Origin of the sequence: Streptococcus sp. HCA-5024 (assembly GCF_037890265.1) — a bacterium.
Taxonomy (GTDB): Bacteria; Bacillota; Bacilli; order Lactobacillales; family Streptococcaceae; genus Streptococcus; species Streptococcus lingualis.
Window position 1 is genome coordinate 125,340 of record NZ_JBBKBR010000002.1, and the last position, 23,317, is coordinate 148,656.

The following is a 23,317-nucleotide window of genomic DNA, read 5'->3' on the forward strand; positions in this document are numbered from 1 at the left end:
ATAAAAGAAATAATTTTTAGGATATAAAATATGTTAAAAACTAGTGATAATTAGCGGTGCATAAGTATTTGAAAACAGAAAATGTTTGACAATTAAAGGAAAATCATTTAAAATATATTCATTCTTTATTTATAGGAGAAAAAATATGAAAAAACTTCTTACAGCCGGTGTGGCTCTCTTGTCAGTTGCAACGTTAGCAGCTTGTTCTGGTAAAACTGCTTCAGAATCATCAAGTAAAGATGCAAAAGCTTCTTCTAGCAAAGTAGAAAAATCATCTACTTCAGAAAGCAAATCAAGCAGTTCATCAAAATCATCTAAATCAGCAACCTCTTCTGTTAAAATTCCAGAAATTGTCTTGTTGACCGATGAAGAAATCGATAACGCCAAAACAATTGGTGATATGAAAACTCTTTATAGTAAATTAGTGGATAACTATAAAAAATATGCTCAAGATCTTGGCGATCAAATTCCAGAATCACATAGATCTATATATACTCAACAAGTAGAGCCAGCTCTCAAGACATTGGACGAATCAAAAACTCAATTTGATACGGCGCTTTCAACTGGTGGTTCAGATGATACAGTTGTTCCTGAACAAGGACGTACTGCTTTTGCACAACAATTGAAATCTGGACGTGACACTATGAAACAAGCTCTTGAAAGTGCATATAAGATGATTTCACCTTATATCTCTTCATCTAAATCAGCTGAATAATTCATTAATGAAAATAGGTTAGGACCTCAAGTCCTAGCCTATTTTTGCTTTCTTACAAAAATGTAAGAAATAAAGGGTAAAATGTAAGGTTATGTTATGGTGAAAGCGTTTCAGTTTTAGTACAATAGATTTGTAAAAAACGATTGAAGCTTTTATCGAGCTAGAAAGGAATGGACCATGACCCTACTAGACGTTCAACATATCAAAAAAATTTACAAAACCCGCTTTCAAGGAACGCAGGTTGAAGCCTTAAAGGATATTCACTTCACCGTGGAAAAGGGTGAGTACGTGGCTATCATGGGGGAATCAGGATCCGGGAAATCCACCCTCCTCAATATCCTAGCCATGCTGGATCAGCCGACGGAAGGGCGGGTCTACCTCAATGGCACCGATACCTCAACCATCAAAAACAAGGACGCCTCCAGCTTCCGCCGGGAAAAACTAGGCTTTGTCTTTCAAGATTTCAACCTGCTCGACACCTTATCTGTCAAGGACAATATCCTCCTGCCCTTGGTCCTTTCCCGCAGACCAATCAAGGAAATGATGAGTAAGGTCGATAGCGTGAGTCGGGAGTTGGGCATTCACCAGCTCTTAGAAAAATACCCTTACGAAATCTCTGGTGGACAAAAACAACGGGTAGCCGTAGCACGGGCCATCATCACCTCACCTGAAATCCTTCTTGCGGATGAGCCAACAGGGGCGCTGGATTCCAAGTCTTCGGCAGCTTTGCTAGATGTCTTTGAAGATATCAATACCATGGGGCAAACCATTCTCATGGTGACCCACTCAACCGCAGCAGCAGCTCGGGCCAAGCGCGTGCTCTTTATCAAGGACGGGATTCTTTACAACCAGATCTTTCGTGGGGAAAAGACAGAGCGTCAGATGTTCCAAGAAATCTCAGATACTCTGACGGTCATGGCGGGAAAGGAGGATCCTGATGTTTAAATTAACAAGTAAATTAGCACTTTCCAACCTCAAACAAAATCGCAAGTTGTATTATCCTTTCGCTATAGCTGTCATTTTAACGACCATGATCCTTTATAGTTTTATCGCCTTGTCATTGACCCCTCATTTAGAGGATTCTTACGGAGGGGGATCGGCGAGAACTGTTCTTGGTTTTGGCAGTTTCGTCGTCCAGCTGGTCGTCATCATTTTGGTGGCTTATGCCAATGGCTATGTCATGAAAAATCGTTCCAAAGAACTGGGACTCTACAGTGTTCTGGGAATGGAGAAGAAGCATCTCCTCATCATGACCTTATGGGAATTGCTCTTCTTCTATGTTCTCACAGTTGGAGTAGGACTGGGTTTGGGACTCTTGTTTGATCGCTTGATTTTCGCCTTGCTTCTAAAATGTATGGGTTTACCAGTCGTCATTCAATCAACCTTCCAGATAGAGGCTGTTCTTAACACTTTACTTGGGTTAGCCTTAGCTTTTGGCCTCATTCTCTTGTTGAATTCTTTCCGCCTCTTGCGCTACAGTTCCCTCCACCTCATGCAACAGAAAAAGGCAGGAGAGAAGAAGGGACGCTTCTTGCTGGTTCAAACTCTGTTAGGACTAGGGCTCTTAGGAATTGCTTTTTATATAGCGCTAACCGTTGAGCGGCCAGTTGCGGCTGTCCAAGGATTCTTTATTGCCGTCATCTTAGTCATTCTAGCGACTTATCTCTTATTCAACGCAGGATCCATTACCTTCTTAAGATTTCTCAAAGGTCGGAAATCCTATTATTACAAGCCAGAGAATTTTATATCTGTCTCTAACTTAATAGCTCGGATGCGAAAAAATGCAGCGGGCCTTGCGACCATTAGTATTCTATCCACCATGGTCTTGGTCACCTTAACCGGGTCGCTCAATATCTTTATTGGAGGGCAGAATTACCTAGATACTGTTTACCCTTCGGATTATATGATTAGTGTGGGGCATATGACTTCAGATGCTGAAACAGAAACGGTTATTGAAGATGTTCAAGCTCAAATTAAGAAAACAGCCGATGCGACACATCTATCAGATTATCAGGTGGCACAGACAACATACTGGTCGGCTGAAATTCGAAAGATTGATGGAAGGAGCTTAGAGGTGAATGACCAGTCCACTCCATCAACTGGTCAGGAGTTGAAGTCAGAAGGAACAGTCTACTTTTTTGATCAGGCGACTTATGAGCAACTGACCGGGCAAAAAGTTGAGCTTGGGGAAAATGAAATCCTAGCCTATGGATATCAGTATCCTGGAAGATTAGACGCACAATTAGAAATCAATGGGAAGACCTTCACGATTAAAGAAAAACTAAACTCCAATTTTATCCAAGGGAAACTCCCTCAATCCGACCTGTTTCAACACCAAATGGGCTTGTACTTGGTCCTCCCTGACTTGAACCAACTGGGACTAAAAGTTGATAAAAATTTGGAATTCTCTATTACTGCTAAAAATAAAGATAACCAAGATTTTATTTCTGGCTTGATCAAAGAGCTGTATTCGACAGACAAAATCAGTCAATATGATGCGACTTATTTTGGTGGATTTGATCGATACAGTATAGAGAAAGATTGGCGTGAAACAGCAGGGACTCTTCTATTTATCGGGATTTTTCTATCGGTGATCTTTCTATTAGCTACAGTTCTTGTCATTTACTACAAACAGATTTCAGAGGGCTATGAGGACCGGGAAAATTTTGTGATCTTGCAACAAGTAGGATTGGACCAAAAGCAAACCGGCACCACCATTCGCAAACAGATACTCACCGTCTTTTTCCTTCCATTATTCTTCTCCTTCCTCTACCTAGGAGTAGCCTACAAGATGATCGCAAAAATCGTTGCTATCTTAGGAGCAACCAATGCGGGCTTGGTCCTTCAAACAACTCTTTACATCTGCGCTGTCTTCTTCATCTCCTATGTCCTTGTCTTTCTTCTGACTTCTAGAAGTTATCGGAAGATTGTCGTGAGGTAGCGTTCGAGTCTATAAAAGATTAGAAATAAGATGAAACATACAACATTTTGTTAGCACAAAAAACACCGAGGATCAAATCCCCGGTGTTTTCTATCACGATTATTTCACGTGTTTTGCAAGTTCTTCTTGCGCTTTTTTGTTTGATTCTTCTTTTTCTTTCAACCAATTCTTATAAGCTTTTTCGTAATCAGCAGTTGTAACTGTCTTATCTTGAACTTTTTGGTATTTGAAGAAGCTTGATTCACCTTTAATACCAATTGCAGAATTTGCTGCTGAGAATGGCGTTACCTTCGTGATAGATGGAACTCCACCCTTAGAGTAGATTGGAAGTACCATTGCGTTTTCAGTCAACCAAGCTTGGGCAGCAGCGTATTTTTCATAACGCGCATTGGTATCCAATTTTTCAGCATTAGCAGCATCCAACAATTCTTTGTATTGGTTCAAACCAATTTTTTCGATGAGAGCTTGGTCTTTCTTAGGATCAAGTCCCATACCAGTCAAGGTTGAACCATCTGTTGGGTTCAAGATATCCAAGTAAGTAGATGGATCTTGGAAGTCAGGTCCCCAACCTGTGATATCCATATCAAAGTCTTTTTGATCTGGTGATTGGGCGAAGTAAGTAGCGTTGTCTGCATCGTCTGTAGACAATTTTTGTACATCGATCACGACATTGTCTTTACCAAGAGCTGTTTCAATAGAACTCTTCATAGAGTCTGCTTGTTGGACAAGAGCATTAGAAGATTGGTCTACGACATAGTCGATATGGATTGGGAATTGAACACCTTGTGATTGCAATTCAGATTTCGCTTTTTCAAGTTCCGCTTTGGCTTTATCCGCATTATGCAAGCTATCTTGCGCGTCAGCAAAGCTAACACCTTTCCACTCATCTCCTGTTGCGGCAAGTTTTTCTTCAACGAGCGTACCGAAGTCTTTTCCGTTGGCTTGCACAAATGTTGGTGGAACTAGAAGGGTACGTAGAGTTTTTGATGCTCCGTCTTTCCCGTTAACTTGAGCGCTGTAGGAAGTTCTGTCTAAAGCAAAGTTCAAGGCTTGACGGAAATTCTTGTTTTGAAGAGCTGTCTTAGTACTGTTCTTTTGCTCATCAGACGTCTTCTTCGTATGACCGTAGTTTTGACGGTTAACGTTGAAGTAAGCGTAGTAAACAGTAGAATCTTGAGGTGTATAAACGATGTTATCCTTGAATTTCTTCTCAATTGTGCTGTAAGTTGAGCTTGTTGGGAAGAGACGAGCAGTAGATAGGTTCCCATCTGAGAAGTTACGAGCAAGATAGTCTTGGTCAGATCCATCGAAGTAAGTCAATTTAACCGTATCGATGTGAACATTTTTCTTGTCGTAGTAATCAGGGTTTTTATCCAACTCGATTTGTGATTTTGAAGTGAAGGATTTCAAAATGTATGGACCATTGTAGAGGATACCATTTGGTTTCACGCTACCAAAGTCTTTCCCAGCTGATTCCAAGAATTTTTCATTAACTGGCATCATGGTAGCAGTCGTCAATTTAGAATTCCAGAAAGATTCTGGTTGGTTCAAAGTGTATTGAAGAGTGTGATCATCAACAGCTTTTACCCCAACAGTTGAGAAGTCTTTGGTTTTCCCGTTTACATAGTCATCCAAGCCTTTGACCGAGTTTTGAACCAAGTAAAGAGCATCCGATTTTTTATCTGCTACGTATTTTAGAGATGTCACGAAATCTTGTGCAGTGACGTCAGCGTATTCATTTCCTTCTGAATCATACCACTTCGCATCTTTTCGAAGCTTGTAAGTATAAGTCAGACCATCTTTTGAAACGGACCAGTCCTCAGCAAGAGCAGGCACTAAGTTACCGTATTGATCGTTTTCAAACAAACCATCGACCAAGTTGGTTGTAATGTCGCTTGTAGTTGAACGATTTGAAGTCAAATAGTTCAAGGAATCAGGGTCTGTACCATACACGTAGTTGTAAGTAGTCCCTTTTGACGCATTAGAAGATGAGCCACATGCTGCAAGGAAAAGCGTTGAAGCCGCGGCGACACCTGCTAAAAGAGCAAGCTTCGATTTTTTCATATTCGTGTCTCCTTTTGAATAATTTAAATTATTATACTCCAATCAATCTACAAAATAAAGTGTTTTTTGAACTTTTTTTGTATATTTACACACCCGTATACACTGAAAGTCTTGATTTTAAGGGATTTTTAAGGAATAAAAATTTTTTTGAAAAAAGTTACTATTATGCTTTACATACTAGTCGAGAAAGAGTATACTGATAGTGAAACAGCTAGTATGTAAAACAAACTAGTAAAAAATGTGAAGAAAGAGGTGAGAAGGATGAAAGAGTCCCAATTACTAAAGGGAGTCTTGGAGGGCTGTGTACTTGAGATTATTTCTAAAAAGGCTATCTATGGCTATGAATTGATCCAAAGTCTCAAAGAGATGGGATTTGATAAGATTGTCGCCGGGACCATTTATCCCCTGCTTCAAAAATTAGAAAAACAAGGAATTATTCATGGGGAAATGAGGCCGTCTCCAGATGGTCCCGATCGTAAGTATTTTTCACTCAGTGATGCTGGAAGAGAGCGCTTAGAGGAATTTTGGGACCAGTGGCAGGAGCTAGTCACAAAAGTAGAACGTATCAAGAAGGAGGGAGAAGAATGACATCAGCTATTTATTTTGAAGAAACGCAGGCCTTGATGCAAACCTTTAGCCAGGAGGACCAAGCCTATTTCCAAGATCTCTGGGATTATTTCAATCTTGCAGGTTTCTTATATGAGGAGAAAGCCTTAAGAGAGCAGGTCTATAATCTAGCGCTAGATTTTTCGCAAGCAAGCGGTGATGGATTGACGGCAAAGGATTATTTTGGCCTTGATCCAAGGGGAATGGCAGACCAAATCATCGAAAATATGCCTAAAGAATCGACGCGGTCTGTTCTAAAATATGGGGCTATCTTTTCAGGTATTGTGATTTTTTATCGCCTCCTAAGTGATTTTGCTTCTCAAGCGGTCCTTGTGCTCAAGCCACTAGTCTATTTAACCGACATCATTTTGGGACTCCTAGCTGTTGGGATCATCTTCTATCTCCTTCGTCGCCTCATTTTTGCGGAAGAAAAAGCGAAAAAAGCAATTTATGTAGCATTTATTCTAGTTCTAGGATTCTATTTTGTTGGTGAAATAGTGGGGGTCCGTTTCTTGCCAGATCTTGCATGGTTTGTAGTCCCTAGTCCTTGGGATGCTCTTCTCATGACAGGGTCTAGCGGAGCTCTCATTCTTTGGCAATGGAAAGAAGAGTTTGGACGAGCTTTCATCTTTCCTATCGTCGCCTTTTTAGTGGTTGGATTCTTACATCGCTGGACCTTGGCACAAGGAGTTCAGAATTTTAGTATGACGGTTCTTCTGCCCACAGTGATCATCGTCTTTGGGCTCGTTATTTATTATTGGTTTACGATTCGCGCTTTGAAAAAGAATAGGACGGAAAGTGATAAATAGAAAGGAAAGGGGGAAAAAGAGTCTCCCTTTTCATGTCCAAGTATGGTAGAATAAACTCATTAGATGGGAGAATATACATGAATCTATTTCGAAAAAAGGGACTTGGGCAAGTACACCCGGGTCTAAATCGCCATTTACGATTGTGGGATTTGATTATTTTAGGAATTGGTGCCATGGTGGGGACAGGGATCTTCACGATTACGGGAACTGCAGCAGCGAATTTAGCTGGTCCAGCCCTCATTATTTCGATTGTGATTGCGGCTTTTTGCGTTGGCTTATCTGCCCTCTTCTTTGCTGAATTTGCGTCTCGCATCCCTTCAACTGGTGGAGCCTATAGTTACCTCTATGCTATCTTTGGAGAGTTTCCCGCCTGGATTGCCGGTTGGTTGACCGTGATGGAATTTATGACAGCCGTATCAGGGGTGGCTTCAGGTTGGGCTGCTTATTTCAAGGGCTTGTTGGCCAATCTTGGCTGGAGTCTGCCGACGGCTTTAAACGGGACTTTTGATCCAGCTAAGGGAACTTATGTGGATCTCTTGCCTATTTTGGTCATGGTTCTCGTCACAGCCTTAGTTCTTATGAATGCAAAAGCAGTCTTACGCTTTAATTCCTTGCTGGTCTTACTCAAGTTCTCCGCTCTTGCCTTGTTTATCCTTGTCGGGATTTTTCACCTAAATCCTGGTAACTGGGCAAACTTTGCTCCGTATGGATTTGGAGAAATCTATGGTGGTCAAACAGGGATTATGGCTGGCGCTTCGCTCATGTTCTTTGCCTTTCTTGGTTTTGAGTCCATTTCAATGGCGGTCGATGAAATCAAGGAACCACAAAAGAACGTCCCTCGCGGGATTGTCCTCAGTCTCTTGATCACAACGGTTCTTTATATCTTGGTCACCCTGGTTTTGACTGGTATGGTTCCTTTTAAGAACTTAAATGTAGAAGACGCGGTTGCCTTTGCCCTTCGTCAAGTCGGAGCCGGCTGGGCTGGAAATTATGTATCGCTGGTAGCGATTTTGACCCTAATTACCGTCTGCATTTCCATGACCTTTGCCCTCTCACGGATGATTTACAGTTTGGCGCGGGATGGTCTCCTGCCAAAAGCTATGAAACAACTTGATCCAAAAACTAGAATTCCCAAAAATGCAACACTAGTAGCTGGATCGATGGCTGCTATTGCTGGTGGAGTCTTTCCACTAGCCAGTATCGCTTCCTTCTTAAATATTTGTACCTTGGCTTACCTAGTTATGTTGGCCTTTGCCCTCTTGAAATTGCGCAAGGAACACGGGGCTCCTGGACCTGGTGAATTTAAAACGCCATTGGTTCCAGTCTTGCCAATCCTGTCGATTGTGGTCTGTCTGTCCTTTATGACCCAGTATTCCCTATCGACCTGGCTGGCCTTCGGAGTTGCTCTCTTGATCGGGGTCGGAATTTATTTCGGTTATGGGTATCGCCATTCAGAAGAAAATCAATAAAAGATGAAAGCTAGAGTAGAAGAACTCTGGCTTTTTACATAGAGAAAGCTCTTTTTTTGGTATAATAAAGGGAGAAAGTTAACTAGATAACAAAGGAGAAAAAACATGACATTTGAAGAGATTTTACCAGGCTTAAAGGCTAAGAAAAAATATGTGCGAACAGGATGGGGTGGAGCAGAAAACTACGTCCAACTCTTTGATACCATTGAGCAAAATGGGGTGGCTCTGGAAGTGACCCCTTATTTCCTCATCAACGTGTCTGGTGAGGGTGAAGGTTTCTCCATGTGGAGTCCAACACCTTGTGATGTTTTAGCGACAGATTGGGTGGAAGTCCATGACTAAAAGAGTCTTGATTACAGGTGTTAGCTCAGGGATTGGCCTAGCTCAAGCTCGACTCTTTCTAGAAAAGGGCTACCAGGTCTATGGAGTGGACCAGGGAGCGGATCCCCAGTTAGCAGGTGATTTTCACTTCTTACAGAGGGACTTAACTCTTGATTTGACGCCGATTTTTGATTGGTGTCCTGAGGTAGAAGTCTTGTGCAATACAGCCGGAGTTTTGGATGATTACAAACCGCTTCTGGAGCAAAGCGCTCAGGAGATTCAGGAGATCTTTGAGATCAACTATGTGACCCCGGTGGAGCTGACGCGGCATTATCTGACTCAAATGTTGGAGAAGAAGCAAGGTATCATCATCAATATGTGCTCCATTGCTTCTAGCCTGGCAGGAGGCGGCGGTCACGCTTATACCTCGTCCAAGCATGCCTTAGCAGGATTTACCAAACAGTTGGCCCTGGATTATGCAGAAGCTGGTATTCAGGTCTTTGGGATTGCTCCTGGGGCTGTCAAAACAGGCATGACCGCAGCGGATTTTGAACCAGGTGGATTGGCTGACTGGGTAGCCAGTGAGACGCCGATCAAGCGCTGGATTAATCCAGAAGAAGTAGCAGAAGTCAGCCTCTTTTTGGCTAGCGGGAAGGCATCTGCCATGCAAGGACAAATCCTTACCATTGATGGTGGTTGGAGTTTGAAGTAGGAGGATGAAAAAGCAAGAGTTGAAATCTTGCTAAGAAATGTAATTGTTTTTTCCTTACTGAAAGAGGATCAAACCTAGGTGAACAATTAAGTTAGGACAGTGGTGAGACAGGTATTTACCTCTATGCTAAAGAAGATCTTACTGAACGAAATTAAACCTACCAGAGTGATCAGGATGAATCAGATTTCTTTATGATTGGTCACGATGGAGATCTAGCCTTTTTCACCAAAAAAAGACAGGGATAATAACAATTATGAAGATAACTGAGGGTAAGTTCAGAAGAACTTTTTGAATGGGCTCTACCTGAAACCTTAAGAGATTGTTTTAGAAGAAACGAATAGTATAACTGATTTGCTAAGTTATTGTGGAATGAAGGTGAAGTCATGATTAAATTAGTGAATGTTACTAAATGTTTTAGTGATGGATCGAATGTCAGATATATTTTCAAAAATTGTAATTTTGAATTTAAAAAAGGTAGCACGACTGCAATAGTTGGCCGTTCTGGATTAGGAAAAACTACTCTTGTTAAATTAATATTAGGGATTACCAGTTTAAATGAGGGGGATATCTTAGTCTGTGGTAGTTCCATTTTAGATATGAAAAATTTGAGTAAGGTAAGGCGTAGGAATATTGGCTGTGTCTTCCAAAACTTTAATTTGATTTCAGGTTTCACGGTGAAAGAGAATATTCTACTTCCAAGATATTTTTTTGAAATTGGAGAGAATAACATTAACGAAATTTGTAACACTCTAGGTCTTTCAAAGGAAATGTTAAGCAAGAGTATTGATAAGATTAGTGGAGGTGAAAAACAAAGAGTTGCCTTGGCAAGAGCTCTTATTAATAATCCAGAAATATTGATAGCAGATGAACCTACTGGTAATTTAGACGCTGCTAACGAACAAAATATAATAGAATTGTTGAAGCGGATCAATGAGGAGTTAGGTATCACGATTATAATAGTAACTCATAGTGATAAGGTGGCGAATAGTATGCAGTCTATTTGCACAGTTGTTGATGGCAAAATTGAGTACGTAAGGAGATGATAAAATGAATCATTCCATATTATTCATTGCTAAAAGAGATTTAGAAGTTAACAAACGAAGATATAGATTAGTTCGACTGTCAATAGCGATCTCTGTTTTGCTAATTGTTTTAGTGATGCTCATTTCTAATTCTTTCTATAATAAAATGATTAAAGAAATGACTGTAGCAAATAAAAATGTTGTTACTGTTGCCTTTGGTAATAAAGAAAATTCTCTGAATTATAAAGCTTTACCTTTATTTTCTAGTGATGATATTGATCGAGTTAAAAAAATTGATGAAGTAAAAAATATTACAGGTGTGAAACTACTATTTACGGATGATATCAAATTCCAAAATGGCAAAACATCGGTTTCCAATACCATCCATTGTTTAGAAGAAAAGTATTTAAAAAACCTGAATATTAGAATTGCTGAAGGGAAATTTCCAGAGAAGGACAATGAAATATTAATCGGAGATTCCGTACACAAGGCTACATCAATGAATGTCGGAGATACGGTGACTATTAAGATTGATAATCATTATGAAAAGTTTGTAATTTCTGGCATTATAGACAAGCAAGAAGCGCAGTTATTTTCTACCTTGCCAACAGAAATAAATCAAATGATGGCAATCAATGTAAAAAGTAGTAGCGTTTCATCAAATAAGTATTACTATCTGAATGCTACTGTAAAAAATGGAACCGATTTAAATGAAGTAGCAAACAAGATAGAAAAGACTGTTTTAAAAAATGAAAATTTAAAACAATCTTTATCAGGAACAGGATTAGATGTTGTTGTAGCAACACAACAGGATGTTATCAATATGCTATCCAGATGGTTTTCCTACATCGACCTTTTTATCCTCTTAATCATAGTTCTTATCTCTATTGTAGCGATTATTAATATCATCAATATTCTAGCTATTACCATTCAGGAGAATCATAAACAGATCGCAACTTTTAAAATCATCGGTGCATCTGATCGACAGATAAAAAGAATATATTTATTTGAAAGCTTTATGATGGGAGTACGAGGTACAAGCGCGGGATTGGTGATAGGAATTGCTATTTCTTATTTGATCATCTTTTTGAGTGGATTACCACTAGATATTGAACTTACCAGATTGTTGTTCCCGGTATTAATAGGGATACTCACTTCAGTTTTTGCAGGATTATTGGTATCTAGAAAAATTACTAAAATTGATATTGAAAAGGTATTAAATCAATAGAGAAGAAATGATTAGGGTCAATAAGAGATGGTGTTGCAAAAAGAATAGCTATACTGGTTTCACTATCGACTGAGCTTTGAATGAAAGTAGAGGATTTGATGGAAATCAAAAAACACTTTGGTGTATACGGAATCTGTCTTCAAGACGGGAAATTACTTTGCATTGAAAAAACAAGAGGCCCCTATCAACAGCGTTTTGATCTACCGGGTGGTAGCCAGGAACTAGGGGAAGGGCTGACTGAAACACTCAAGCGAGAAGTTCTGGAAGAGACGGGCTATACGATTAGCAGATACGCTAATCCTAGGATGTATGACGTGATGGTTCAAGAAGAGGGCAAAGATTTCGCTGTACACCATATCATGGCCTTTTATGATATCGTACTCGATTTCGAAGGCCCTCAACAATCCCTTCCTCAGGAGGTTCTTGATGGAAGCAATGATTCAGCAAATGCAGTTTGGTTGAATGTGGAAGAAATTACTGAAGACAATGCTTCTCCTTTAGTATTGAAGGTGAAGGCAGAGTTAGGAGGATTTCCAGAATTAGAACTGACAAGCTATAGAAATTGGAAGGTAAAATAGAGGGAGAATGGAACTATTTAAAACATGGAAGAAATATATGGTTCTCTATGGTCTTAAATCTCAAATTGGAACTGTTTATCGAAACAGTGATTGGACAACGAGCTTTTATGATATTGGGAATTTTCTATACCTAGCAGGGGAGTTGGATCCCAGATTTTGGGAAGACTTTGTTAGGCAATATGGTTTAGATTATAAGATTATTATTTCAGAAGACACTAAATGGCAAGATTTTCTGCATCGGCAAGTGGGGTTAATTTCTTTTACTCGCTATTCTTTTAAGGATAAGGCAAATTTTCAAGTTGAATTTCTAAATGATCTAGTTACTCATTTAGAGGAAGGTTACAATATTGTACCTATTGACAATCGTATTTATAACTATCTTTCTGAGGAAGAATGGTCACAAGATTTACAGGGGGATTTTGAGTCCTACCAGGATTTTGCTTTAAAAGGTGGATTTGGCTTTGTTATTCTTAAAAATAATGAACTGATTGCTGGGATTTCCTCAGGGTTAGTTTACCACGGAGCAGTTGAAGTGGAAGTTGCAACTAGACCAGACAAACAAGGAAATGGATTTGCTAAAAAACTTGGTGCTGCAATGATTCTAGAGGCTTTAAATAGAGAAATGTTCCCACTTTGGGATGCTCATAACGAGGCTTCTAAAAAAGTAGCAGAATTTTTAGGATACGAATTAGTTGAACCTTATGAAGCTTTTGAACTAGAGGAAAGTATCATATAATGATATCTGATATTGTATCTTTTAAGACGAGGTGAATGAACATGCAAAATCAACTAGGTCTTAGTGGCGAAAAAATTGTTGAAAAAGTTTATCCCCATTTATTGCACCACGTCGGCTTGATTCGTGGGGAATACTTGTTGAGAGAACTAAACCAAAACATACTATTACCAAATTGTCAGCAATTTGTGAAAGATTATCTAGACACTATTTGTCATTTGTACTCAGATGAAGAAGTCTGGTATCGCTTTTCAGAGTTAACAAATGCAGAAGCAAATATTCTAGACGGGACTAAAGAGTATTTTGACGAACGCCACCCCTTATTTGGATACAGAGGTATCAGGCGTTTGTTGGCGTGTCCAGATGAATTTCAGGCTGAGACAAATGTTGTTACCGAAGTTTTTCAAACCAATCCCAATCTGTCTGTTATTTTTCCTTTTGTCAATGATGCCGAACAATTAAAACAAGCTATTACAGTATTGCGCCAGCATGGTTTTACTGGAAAAGTTGGAACAATGATTGAATTACCATCAGCTTATTTTGACTTGGACAGGATACTGGAAACTGGTATTTCAAAGATTGTAGTGGGAATGAATGATTTGACTTCTTTTGTTTTTGCGACTGTGAGAAATAGTCAATGGCATGATATAGAAAGTCCAATTATGTTAGATATGTTGAGACAGATGCAGGATAAAGCAAGGAAGAACAAGATTGATTTTGCTGTAGCAGGCTATCTGAATACTTCTTTCATACAAAAAATGAATCAGATGGGTATCGAATGTATTCTCCATTACAGCTCTATTCCAGAGATTTTTGATTTAGAAATTGACCATCCAGACCATCTTAAACATATAAAAGAAGAAAGTAAAAAATTACAAAGGAGAACCCATGACACCTCAAGAAATGTGGAATGCCTACAAGCAAATCAACCCCTCTATCGGAGATGAGATAGACGCCTGGGCTTTTGGAGCGGAACCAGACCTTTTAGCGGAACTGGTCTTTAAAGGCGAAAAAACAGCAACAGCCTCAGCTTACGACCTCTACGCATTAGAGGACGAACCCCTTCCCCAAGAAGGGACTTTTGATGTCATTTTAGACAGTCAAGATCAGGCTGTCTGCATTGTTGAAGTTACAAAGGTTTCTGTTCAGCCTTTCAAACAGGTTTCAGCTGACCATGCCTACAAGGAAGGTGAGGGAGACAAATCTCTAGCTTATTGGCGTCAGGTTCATGAAGACTTTTTCACAGACTGTTTAGGAGAAGTGGGACTAACTTTTACACCTGATAGCAAGGTGGTTTTAGAAGAATTTCGCAAGATTTATCCATTATAGATACGCTCTCCTTTTTGGAGAGCTTTTTGGTTTGGGTCTTATTTTCCAAAAGGGGTGAAAAATGGTATAATAAGTACGATATTGTACAGAAAAGAGAAATGTTATGCCAAATTATGCCATTATTTTAGCGGCGGGGAAAGGTACCCGTATGAAGTCAGATTTGCCTAAGGTTCTTCACAAGGTTGCTGGGATCTCTATGTTGGAGCATGTCTTCCGTAGTGTTGGAGCCATCTCACCTGAGAAGACTGTAACGGTTGTGGGCCACAAGGCGGAATTGGTGGAGCAAGTCTTAGCGGGACAAACAGAGTTTGTTAAGCAAACAGAGCAATTAGGAACTGGTCATGCGGTCATGATGGCAGAGCCAGTCTTGGAAGGTCTTGAAGGCCATACTCTTGTCATTGCAGGGGATACTCCTTTGATTACGGGTGAAAGCCTCAAACACTTGATTGACTTTCATATCAACCACAAGAATGTGGCAACGATTCTGACAGCAGAAGCAGCCAATCCATTTGGCTATGGTCGGATTGTCCGCAATGATAATGCGGAAGTGCTTCGAATTGTTGAGCAAAAAGATGCGACAGATTTTGAAAAACAAATTAAAGAAATCAATACAGGGACTTATATCTTTGACAATGCGCGCCTCTTTGAAGCATTGAAAAATATCAATACCAACAATGCCCAAGGTGAATACTATATCACGGATGTCATCGGTATTTTCCGTGAAGCTGGTGAAAAAGTTGGGGCCTATACGCTCAAAGATTTTGATGAAAGTCTCGGGGTTAACGACCGCGTGGCCCTTGCAACAGCAGAAGGCATCATGCGTCGTCGCATTAACCAAGCCCACATGGTCAATGGAGTGAGCTTTGTTAATCCAGATGCGGCCTATATCGATGTCGATGTTGAGATCGCACCAGAAGTGCAAATCGAAGCCAATGTTACCCTAAAAGGGCACACAAAAATTGGGGCTGAGACCGTTTTAACCAATGGCACCTATATCGTGGACAGTGAAATTGGTGCAGGTGCTGTCATCACCAACTCTATGATTGAAGAGAGCACGGTAGCCGATGGCGTAACGGTAGGACCATTTGCTCATATTCGTCCAGGTTCTAGCCTCGCCAAAGATGTCCATATTGGAAACTTTGTCGAAGTCAAAGGTTCGTCTATTGGCGAAAATACCAAAGCTGGTCATTTGACTTACATTGGCAACTGCCAAGTTGGCAGCAACGTCAACTTTGGTGCAGGAACCATCACAGTGAATTATGATGGCCAACACAAGTTTAAAACAACGATTGGAAACAATGTCTTTGTCGGATCTAATTCGACGATCATTGCGCCAGTTGAATTAGGCGACAATTCCTTAGTCGGTGCTGGATCAACCATTACCAAGGATGTACCAGCTGATGCAATTGCGATTGGTCGTGGCCGTCAAGTGAATAAAGAAGAGTATGCCCTTCGCTTGCCACACCATCCTAAAAATAAATAGGAGATTCTCATGCAATTTGAAGAAAAAACCATTGAGCGCAAGGAGATTTATCAGGGGCCGATTTTCCAAGTGGTCACTGATCAAGTAGAACTACCCGCTGGAAAAGGCCAAGCGCAGCGTGATTTAATCTTCCATAACGGAGCAGTAGCGGTTTTGCCGATCACAGAAGATGGAAAGACGATCTTGGTCAAGCAGTACCGCAAGGCGATTGAAAGGACCTCAGTGGAGATTCCAGCAGGGAAGTTAGAAAAGGGAGAAAATGCAGATCCTAAAGCAGCTGCTCTGCGCGAATTGGAAGAAGAAATTGGCTACACGGCGGATCTAGAGTTGTTGTATGATTTTTATTCTGCCATTGGCTTTTGTAATGAGCGAATCAAACTTTATGGTGCGACCAACTTGAAAAAGGTGGAAAATCCACGTCCACAAGATGCGGATGAGACCTTAGAGTTATTAGAAGTGACCTTGAAGGAAGCCAAAGATTTGATCCAAACTGGCGAAATCTGTGATGCCAAGACCATCATGGCGATCCAATATTGGGACTTAATCAATAAATAGAGGAGGATCCGATGGGAAAACCTTTATTAACCGATGAAATGATTGAACGAGCAAGGCGAGGTGAGGACATCACCGGTCCTAAAATGGTCGATGCGGAAGAGACGAAAATTATTCGGACAGACCACAGAGGATTTGGCTATGAACGTCCTATGAGAGAGAGTCGTATGGAGCGTCCACAAGAGCGTTATTCTCAGGATACTGTGCAGATCCAAGTGGAGCCCACAGTGACCAAGAGTCGTCGCATTGAAGAACGCAAACAAAGTGTGGTCCAATCCAAACTCAATAAGATTTTGTTCTGGATCATTGTGCTCCTCATTGTTTTAATTATTGCTATTTGGCGTCTATAAGGTCGTTACAAGGAGAGAAATGACATGAAAATTGGAATTATCGCAGCCATGCCCCAGGAGTTGAAGATCTTGGTTGAAGCCCTTGAAAATGGGGAAAAGCATCTGCGTCTTGGAAAAGTCTACTATACAGGATCGATTGGTCGCCATGAGGTCGTTTTGGTGGAAAGTGGTATCGGAAAAGTCATGTCTGCTATGAGTGTGGCAGTCTTGGCCAATGATTTCAAAGTGGAAGCCATTATCAATACAGGTTCTGCAGGTGCGGTTGCACCGGGAATGGCTGTTGGGGATATCGTACTTGCAGACAAATTGGCTTATCATGATGTGGATGTGACAGCCTTTGGCTACAAGTATGGTCAAATGGCAGGTCAACCACTTTACTTTGAATCCAGTCGCTATTTTGTTTCAGAGATGAAAAAAGTTCTGGAAGAAGAAGCTGCAACCACACATGTGGGCTTGATTACAACAGGAGATAGCTTTATCGCGAGTGAAGAAAAAGTCGCAGCAATTCGGGAGCATTTCCCAGAAGTCTTGGCAGTTGAGATGGAGGGGGCAGCTATTGCCCAAGCCGCTCATGCAGCTGGACGTCCATTTATGGTTATTCGAGCTATGAGTGATACGGCAGATCACGCAGCCAATATCTCTTTTGATGAATTTATCGTAGAGGCTGGCGAACGCTCTGCTCAAACCCTGATTACCTTCTTGAAGAGATTGGTGTAGAAAAAATATAGGGAGATTGAACATGTACCGTGAATCGTATTTTGATGGAGGCCTATTTTCATATATTTGCCATGTTTTATTAGCAACCTTCATTACAGTATTTACTTTTGGGATTTGTGCTCCTTGGGGCGTGTGCATTATGTATAACTGGAAGGTCAAGCATACCGTGATTGATGGTCGTCGTCAGTACTTTGACGGCACGGCTATGCAGTTATTTGGAAATTGGATCAAATGGTGGTTCTTTACCATCATTACATTTGGGATCTATGTGTTCTGGTTAAATATCAAGGTCACACAATGGATTACCAAGCATACTCATTTTATAGACTGATCGAAAAAGGCTTGTCCAAGGACGAGTCCTTTTCTGAAGCCGAATCTTTCAGAAATAGGGGACTTTCATGCTATAATAAAGACTAGTAATGTAAAGGAGAGAATATGGTTTTATCAAAGAAACGGGCACGCCATGTGATTGAAGAAATTATCGCCCTCTTTCCAGATGCCAAGCCAAGTCTGGATTTTCGTAATCATTTTGAATTACTAGTAGCAGTCATGCTCTCAGCTCAGACGACAGACGCGGCTGTTAACAAAGCGACACCAGGTTTGTTTGCGGCTTTTCCAACCCCGCAAGCTATGGCAGCAGCCAGTGAAGCCGATATCGCCAAGCATATTTCTAAATTAGGCCTCTATCGAAATAAGGCCAAATTTCTTAAAAAATGTGCCCAACAATTGCTAGATAACTTTGATGGGCAAGTGCCTCAGACTCGTGAAGAGTTAGAAAGTCTAGCAGGAGTAGGACGAAAGACAGCCAATGTGGTCATGAGTGTAGGCTTTGGGATTCCAGCCTTTGCTGTCGATACCCATGTGGAGCGGATCTGCAAGCACCATGATATTGTCAAGAAATCAGCGACGCCATTGGAAGTTGAAAAGCGGGTCATGGATGTTCTGCCAAAGAGCGAATGGCTGGCGGCTCACCAAGCTATGATTTACTTTGGACGGGCCATCTGCCATCCTAAAAATCCTGAATGTGACCAGTATCCACAACTCTATCATTTTGATTAGGAATCAGTTCCTCTGCTCGAAAGAGCAGAGGTTCTTTTTTAGTTGAACGTATATTTATTAAAAGAATTGAATGATTCGGTTTTGCAAATCTGTGGTGGTAGGTGCCTAGACTCCTCTATCCGGCTTCTTTGAGATCGATTTCAAGATGCTTTTTCTTTATATCTTATTATATTCATTCAGAAATAACGAACTTTTTTAAAATATATTTGGTTTTTTTTTAGGAATAGTGTATAATGGTAGAAAATCTAACATAAGGAGATAGTGATGAAAGCAAAAAAACTGTTAGCTCTTGCAGGAGTTTCTGTTGCAGGTGCCTTTCTCTTAGCAGCGTGTAGCGGAGGTAGTAGCAACCAAGCAACTTACTCATTCGTTTATTCAGCAGATCCAAATACCTTGGATTACATCGCTGCAACTCGTACAACGACTTCAGATGTCACAAGTAACCTTGTAGATGGTCTTCTTGAAAACGACCAATACGGAAACTTTGTGCCAAGTCTAGCAGAAGATTGGACTGTCTCTGAAGATGGATTAACCTATACTTACAAACTTCGTAAGGATGCCAAATGGTATACGAGTGAGGGTGAGGAATATGGTGATGTGACGGCTCAAGACTTTATTACAGGGATTAAACACGCGGTTGAGTCAAAATCAGAAGGTCTCTTCTTGATTCAAAATTCGATCAAAGGTTTGGATGCCTACGTAAAAGGGGAAACCAAAGACTTTAACACGGTTGGAGTCAAAGCTTTAGATGACCACACCATCCAATATACCTTGGTCCGTCCAGAAAGTTTCTGGAACTCAAAAACAACCTCAGGTGTTCTTTTCCCAGTCAATGCGGATTTCTTGAAATCTCAAGGAAAAGATTTTGGTTCTTTGAAACCTAGCAGCATCTTATACAATGGTCCATATTACTTGAAATCACTGACTTCAAAATCTGAAATTCAATTGGTCAAGAACAAAGACTATTACGATGCGAAAAATGTCCATATCGATAATGTCAAATTGACCTTTAACGATGGATCAAATCCAGATGCAATCATTAAGAACTTTGAAAAAGGTCAATATTCCTTTGCATCTGTTATGCCAAACAGTTCGACGTATAAGAGTGTTAAGAAAAACTTTGGCGACAACATTGTCTACGGTTTGCAATTGGGAACATCCTACTATCTTGGATTCAACTTGGACCGTCAAAAGTACGACCACACAGCCAAAACAACGGATGAACAAAAAGCTTCTACCAAGAAAGCAATCCTGAACAAGGACTTCCGTCAAGCGGTGAACTTTGGCTTTGACCGCAAATCATATGCGGCACAAGTATCTGGATCTGATGCAGCTGAAAATACGCTTCGTAGTACCTTGGTGCCACCAACTTATGTCCAAGTCAATGGAGAAGACTTTGGTAAAGTGGTTGAAAAACAATTGGTTACCTATGGAGACCAATGGAAGGGTGTAAGCCTGGACGATGGTCAAACTAGTCTTTACAACCCAGAAAAAGCCAAAGCTTCATTTGCGAAAGCTAAAGCTGAATTGCAAAAACAAGGGGTTCAATTCCCAATTCATTTGGACTACATTGTCAGCCAAGTGGACAACAGTATGGTTCAACAAGCGAGCTCCTTCAAACAATCTGTAGAGTCAGCTCTTGGTGCAGATAATGTCGTTGTCGACCTTCAAAAGGTATCGGATGATGATTTCCAAAACATCACTTACTTCAGTAATACAGCTGCTGCAAGAGACTATGATATCTCAGGCGGTGGTTGGGCTCCGGACTATCAAGACCCATCGACTTACCTTGAAAGTATCAGCCCAGTAAATGGTTCTGTCTTCTACTATCTTGGTATTGATGCAGGTTCAAACAACCCAGCCATTGCAACAGTTGGTTTGGATCAATACGCTAACATGTTGAAAGATGCCGATGCTGAATTGTTGGATCAAGCAAAACGCTATGAAAAATATGCTGCAGCGCAAGCTTGGTTGACAGATAGCTCGATTACGCTTCCAACTGTTTCAAATGGTGGTGCTCCAATGCTTCAACGGACCGTACCATACAGCCGTGCTGCTTCATGGGTTGGTACAAAAGGAACAGGAACATTCTACAAATACCTTGAAATGTCTAAAGATGTTGTCACAACAAAAGACTTTAACAAGGCCAAAGAAGAATGGTTGAAGAAAAAGGCAGAATCCAATAAAAAAGCTCAAGAAGATCTCAAAGATCACATTGAGAAGAAAAAATAAAAAAATCAATCATTGGTCTATCAATGAAGATAAAAAAGTCGGAGCCGTCATGTAAGGGCTCCGGTTTTTTTATGTCTTGAAAGTCAGTCTGTCTCATTCTATTCACTAAATCTTAAAAAATAGCCCTCTGGATCTAGAACTGCAAATTCATGAGGATAGATATACTGTTCACCAACACGAAATTTTCTTTTGTTATACCCTATGCTTTTTATCGAAAGCGTTTCCTATTTAAATAAACTATAAAAAATGATATTATATTTGTGAGTCAACCACTTTAAGGAGAACAATCCTGATGAAAAACAAAATAATATTAAGCTCTGTAACGCTTCTATCTGCATTTATACTAGCAGCATGCGGAAACGGAGAGAAGAAAGCAACAGAAACTACGACTGCATCAACGACAAAAGCTCAAACAACAACTCCTGGGTCTTCTTCTAGGGCAAAAGAAATATCCCTTGCAGATACTCAACGTATCGGAAATGAAAATTTTGGTTATATCAATATCCCTAAAGATTGGGTCGTATATAATTTCAAAGCTCAAAGTAGCAAAACTCAAAGTAGCAAAACGCTCAAATATTCATCACCAGACAAACACAATATGTTGTTAATGGAATCAAACACTAAAGATACTGTTGAACTTGGCCCCAACGAAACCTTTGACGCACAGTTACTTGCGGACCGTTTATATAGCTTCTGGGGAAAAGCCAAAAATCAAACTAGTTTAGAAGGTGTAAAAGCTATTTTTGCCAGTGAGGACGCTTTCTTAATAAAAGTAACATTTAAAAATGGGAACATTTTGTACGAATGGGTATTCCAAAAAGGCGATAAAGTATACAATATCACAATCGTAGGTTCAGAAGATATGATTAAAGCCTTAAGACCTGTTCTCGAGCAATCTTGGGGCTTAGATCCAAATATTCCTGGGAAATAATCCCCAAAAGACTAAAAGAGAGTGGGACAGAAATTGGTAATTCGTTAGAATTCGATTTCGTTGTCCCACCTCCGCACAGTTGAGTAGGGCTGTAAAAGCTGATGAAATCAGCGTAGTAGAGCCCACTCAACCACTGCGTCTTGCTCGACAATCCAAAAATAATTGAGAGGCTAGGACTTTTGTCCAAGTCTCTTTCTTTTTTTGTTTCTTTTTCTACTCTAGTGATCTATTCTCTTATTCGCTAAATCTTAAAAAATAGCCATCTGGATCTAAAACTGCAAATTCATGAGGATAGATATAATGGTCGTCAACACGAAATTTTCTTTTGGTCAATGGGCGATGAATAGGATAGTTGGCTTCTAACAATTTCTGATAGAGCCTAGGGACATCCTCTATACCAAAGGAGATATTGACTCCACGACCAAATGGGTAGGTTAGTTCAGCTAATTCATCCTTTGTTCCCTCCTCTAGCATGAGCTGGCAATCTTCAAGAGACAGGAAGAGAAATTTTTCTTCTAGACGCTGGTATTCAATGGTGAAACCCAGTAAATCACAGTAGAAGGAACGGGACTGTTCTATATTCGATACCATAAACTCGGGAATTACTGCATTGTAGTTCATAAAGAAAATCCTTATAATTCAATCTCCAAGACAATCGGTGTGTGGTCTTGGCGAGCGCCTGAGTCAATCATATCTGATTTAGTAACCTTGTCTGCAATGCGGTTTGAGGTTAACCAATAGTCGATTCTCCAGCCTGTATTGTTGATTTTTGAGGTTTTACTGCGTTGTGCCCACCAAGTGTAACGCTCCGGCACATCACCGTGGAGGTGGCGGAAGGTATCTGTAAAGCCTGCTGCTAGAAGGTTGGTAAAGCCTGCACGTTCTTCGTCTGTGAAACCTGGTGAACGACGGTTGCTGGCTGGATTAGCAAGGTCGATTTCCTTGTGGGCCACGTTGTAGTCACCTGTAGCAAGGACAGGTTTTTGCTTATCAAGTTCAGCCAAGTACTCCGCATATTTGACATCCCAGACTTGACGTTCTGCTAAACGTTTGAGGCCATCACCGGCATTAGGAGTATAGACTTGTGTTACAAAGAAGCCACCAAATTCCAGAGTAATGATCCGACCTTCCAAGTCCATGGTCGAAGGAGCACCGATCTCTGGGAAAGTCACAACGGGAGTAAGCTCTTTTTTATAGAGGAACATGGTTCCAGCATAGCCTTTGCGAGCTGGTTCTTGAGAAGAGCGCCAGGTATTTTCGTAGCCAGGGAAGAGTTCCTCAAGAATTTCGAGGTGTTTTTTAGTAGGTCCTTTGGAGGATAACTTGGTTTCTTGAATGGCGATGATATCTGCATCCTCAGCGACCAAGGTTTGAAGGACTTCTTGAGAGAGTTTGGCGCGTGCTGAGTCGCTAGTCAATGCAGCGTTTAGCGAGTCGATATTCCATGAAATGAGTTTCATTGTGTT

At 40.6% G+C, this 23,317-nt stretch carries 25 protein-coding genes and 1 pseudogene; 22 read left to right on the forward strand and 4 right to left on the reverse strand.

What is annotated here, in order from left to right:
* Positions 1–145 precede the first annotated feature (145 nt).
* The 3 genes from WKT08_RS04235 (at position 146) to WKT08_RS04245 (ending at position 3,656) form a co-directional block, all read left to right on the forward strand.
* Positions 146–715, forward strand: coding sequence for a hypothetical protein (locus tag WKT08_RS04235; RefSeq protein ID WP_049483418.1), 570 nt, complete (start codon positions 146–148; stop codon positions 713–715).
* A 177-nt stretch (positions 716–892) separates the two neighbouring features.
* Positions 893–1,660 carry an ABC transporter ATP-binding protein gene (locus WKT08_RS04240; RefSeq protein WP_031576714.1) on the forward strand — a complete coding sequence of 256 codons (768 nt, stop codon included), beginning with the start codon at positions 893–895 and terminating at the stop codon, positions 1,658–1,660.
* The gene (locus WKT08_RS04245; protein WP_340280308.1) at positions 1,653–3,656 is read left to right on the forward strand and encodes an FtsX-like permease family protein; all 2,004 of its coding nucleotides are present in this window, start codon (positions 1,653–1,655) and stop codon (positions 3,654–3,656) included. Before WKT08_RS04240 ends, WKT08_RS04245 begins: the two co-directional genes overlap by 8 nt.
* A gap of 99 nt (positions 3,657–3,755) precedes the next feature.
* On the opposite strand, the gene WKT08_RS04250 is transcribed toward WKT08_RS04245, so the two are convergent.
* The gene (locus tag WKT08_RS04250) at positions 3,756–5,720 is read right to left on the reverse strand and encodes a peptide ABC transporter substrate-binding protein (protein WP_150905657.1); all 1,965 of its coding nucleotides are present in this window, start codon (positions 5,718–5,720) and stop codon (positions 3,756–3,758) included.
* A 261-nt stretch (positions 5,721–5,981) separates the two neighbouring features.
* Between WKT08_RS04250 and WKT08_RS04255 the strand changes: the two genes are divergently transcribed.
* The 18 genes from WKT08_RS04255 (at position 5,982) to WKT08_RS04340 (ending at position 20,920) form a co-directional block, all read left to right on the forward strand.
* Positions 5,982–6,308, forward strand: a complete 327-nt coding sequence (locus tag WKT08_RS04255; protein WP_070673795.1) for a PadR family transcriptional regulator — start codon at positions 5,982–5,984, stop codon at positions 6,306–6,308.
* Complete coding sequence (locus WKT08_RS04260) at positions 6,305–7,135, forward strand: hypothetical protein (protein WP_155125155.1); 831 nt, start codon at positions 6,305–6,307, stop codon at positions 7,133–7,135. The genes WKT08_RS04255 and WKT08_RS04260 overlap by 4 nt, the downstream gene beginning before the upstream one ends.
* 77 nt (positions 7,136–7,212) lie before the next feature.
* The gene (locus WKT08_RS04265; protein ID WP_070465515.1) at positions 7,213–8,604 is read left to right on the forward strand and encodes an APC family permease; all 1,392 of its coding nucleotides are present in this window, start codon (positions 7,213–7,215) and stop codon (positions 8,602–8,604) included.
* Between the two features lie 105 nt (positions 8,605–8,709).
* Positions 8,710–8,946, forward strand: a complete 237-nt coding sequence (locus WKT08_RS04270; RefSeq protein ID WP_000141913.1) for a DUF2829 domain-containing protein — start codon at positions 8,710–8,712, stop codon at positions 8,944–8,946.
* Complete coding sequence (locus tag WKT08_RS04275) at positions 8,939–9,637, forward strand: 3-oxoacyl-ACP reductase (protein ID WP_049474267.1); 699 nt, start codon at positions 8,939–8,941, stop codon at positions 9,635–9,637. Before WKT08_RS04270 ends, WKT08_RS04275 begins: the two co-directional genes overlap by 8 nt.
* 383 nt (positions 9,638–10,020) lie before the next feature.
* Positions 10,021–10,680, forward strand: a complete 660-nt coding sequence (locus WKT08_RS04280; protein WP_340280316.1) for an ABC transporter ATP-binding protein — start codon at positions 10,021–10,023, stop codon at positions 10,678–10,680.
* 4 nt (positions 10,681–10,684) lie between these two features.
* Positions 10,685–11,887, forward strand: a complete 1,203-nt coding sequence (locus WKT08_RS04285; protein WP_049486388.1) for an ABC transporter permease — start codon at positions 10,685–10,687, stop codon at positions 11,885–11,887.
* 98 nt (positions 11,888–11,985) lie between these two features.
* A complete protein-coding gene (locus WKT08_RS04290) occupies positions 11,986–12,465 on the forward strand; it encodes an NUDIX hydrolase (RefSeq protein ID WP_070666343.1) in 480 nt (159 codons plus the stop codon).
* A gap of 7 nt (positions 12,466–12,472) precedes the next feature.
* Positions 12,473–13,201, forward strand: coding sequence for a GNAT family N-acetyltransferase (locus WKT08_RS04295; RefSeq protein ID WP_070666340.1), 729 nt, complete (start codon positions 12,473–12,475; stop codon positions 13,199–13,201).
* A 41-nt stretch (positions 13,202–13,242) separates the two neighbouring features.
* Positions 13,243–14,145, forward strand: coding sequence for a putative PEP-binding protein (locus tag WKT08_RS04300; protein WP_118396971.1), 903 nt, complete (start codon positions 13,243–13,245; stop codon positions 14,143–14,145).
* Entirely contained in the window at positions 14,087–14,527 is a 441-nt protein-coding gene (locus tag WKT08_RS04305; protein ID WP_118396974.1) for an ASCH domain-containing protein, read from the forward strand. The genes WKT08_RS04300 and WKT08_RS04305 overlap by 59 nt, the downstream gene beginning before the upstream one ends.
* A 103-nt stretch (positions 14,528–14,630) precedes the next feature.
* Entirely contained in the window at positions 14,631–16,010 is a 1,380-nt protein-coding gene (gene glmU, locus WKT08_RS04310; RefSeq protein WP_118396977.1) for a bifunctional UDP-N-acetylglucosamine diphosphorylase/glucosamine-1-phosphate N-acetyltransferase GlmU, read from the forward strand.
* A 9-nt stretch (positions 16,011–16,019) separates the two neighbouring features.
* Positions 16,020–16,565 carry an NUDIX hydrolase gene (locus WKT08_RS04315; protein ID WP_003006238.1) on the forward strand — a complete coding sequence of 182 codons (546 nt, stop codon included), beginning with the start codon at positions 16,020–16,022 and terminating at the stop codon, positions 16,563–16,565.
* A gap of 11 nt (positions 16,566–16,576) precedes the next feature.
* Positions 16,577–16,912: a cell wall synthase accessory phosphoprotein MacP gene (gene macP / locus WKT08_RS04320; RefSeq protein ID WP_155168893.1), complete on the forward strand. Its 336-nt coding sequence runs from the start codon at positions 16,577–16,579 to the stop codon at positions 16,910–16,912.
* Between the two features lie 24 nt (positions 16,913–16,936).
* Positions 16,937–17,629, forward strand: coding sequence for a 5'-methylthioadenosine/adenosylhomocysteine nucleosidase (locus WKT08_RS04325; RefSeq protein ID WP_021152843.1), 693 nt, complete (start codon positions 16,937–16,939; stop codon positions 17,627–17,629).
* Positions 17,630–17,651: 22 nt separating this feature from the next.
* The gene (locus tag WKT08_RS04330; RefSeq protein WP_151191351.1) at positions 17,652–17,960 is read left to right on the forward strand and encodes a DUF898 domain-containing protein; all 309 of its coding nucleotides are present in this window, start codon (positions 17,652–17,654) and stop codon (positions 17,958–17,960) included.
* A 104-nt stretch (positions 17,961–18,064) separates the two neighbouring features.
* Positions 18,065–18,688 (forward strand): endonuclease III, encoded by a 624-nt coding sequence (gene nth / locus WKT08_RS04335; protein WP_003006251.1) that lies wholly within the window; start codon positions 18,065–18,067, stop codon positions 18,686–18,688.
* Between the two features lie 264 nt (positions 18,689–18,952).
* Positions 18,953–20,920 carry a peptide ABC transporter substrate-binding protein gene (locus WKT08_RS04340; RefSeq protein ID WP_340280327.1) on the forward strand — a complete coding sequence of 656 codons (1,968 nt, stop codon included), beginning with the start codon at positions 18,953–18,955 and terminating at the stop codon, positions 20,918–20,920.
* Between the two features lie 98 nt (positions 20,921–21,018).
* On the opposite strand, the pseudogene WKT08_RS04345 reads toward WKT08_RS04340, so the two are convergent.
* A pseudogene (locus tag WKT08_RS04345) lies at positions 21,019–21,111 on the reverse strand (bleomycin resistance protein); the annotation flags it as partial.
* A 101-nt stretch (positions 21,112–21,212) separates the two neighbouring features.
* Here WKT08_RS04345 and WKT08_RS04350 point away from each other — a divergent pair.
* Positions 21,213–21,851: a hypothetical protein gene (locus WKT08_RS04350; RefSeq protein ID WP_129299565.1), complete on the forward strand. Its 639-nt coding sequence runs from the start codon at positions 21,213–21,215 to the stop codon at positions 21,849–21,851.
* A gap of 234 nt (positions 21,852–22,085) precedes the next feature.
* On the opposite strand, the gene WKT08_RS04355 is transcribed toward WKT08_RS04350, so the two are convergent.
* On the reverse strand, positions 22,086–22,472 hold the full coding sequence (locus tag WKT08_RS04355; protein WP_003014423.1) for a bleomycin resistance protein: 387 nt from the start codon (positions 22,470–22,472) through the stop codon (positions 22,086–22,088).
* An 11-nt stretch (positions 22,473–22,483) separates the two neighbouring features.
* Positions 22,484–23,311: an exodeoxyribonuclease III gene (locus tag WKT08_RS04360; RefSeq protein WP_129299564.1), complete on the reverse strand. Its 828-nt coding sequence runs from the start codon at positions 23,309–23,311 to the stop codon at positions 22,484–22,486.
* Between the last annotated feature and the right edge of the window lie 6 nt (positions 23,312–23,317).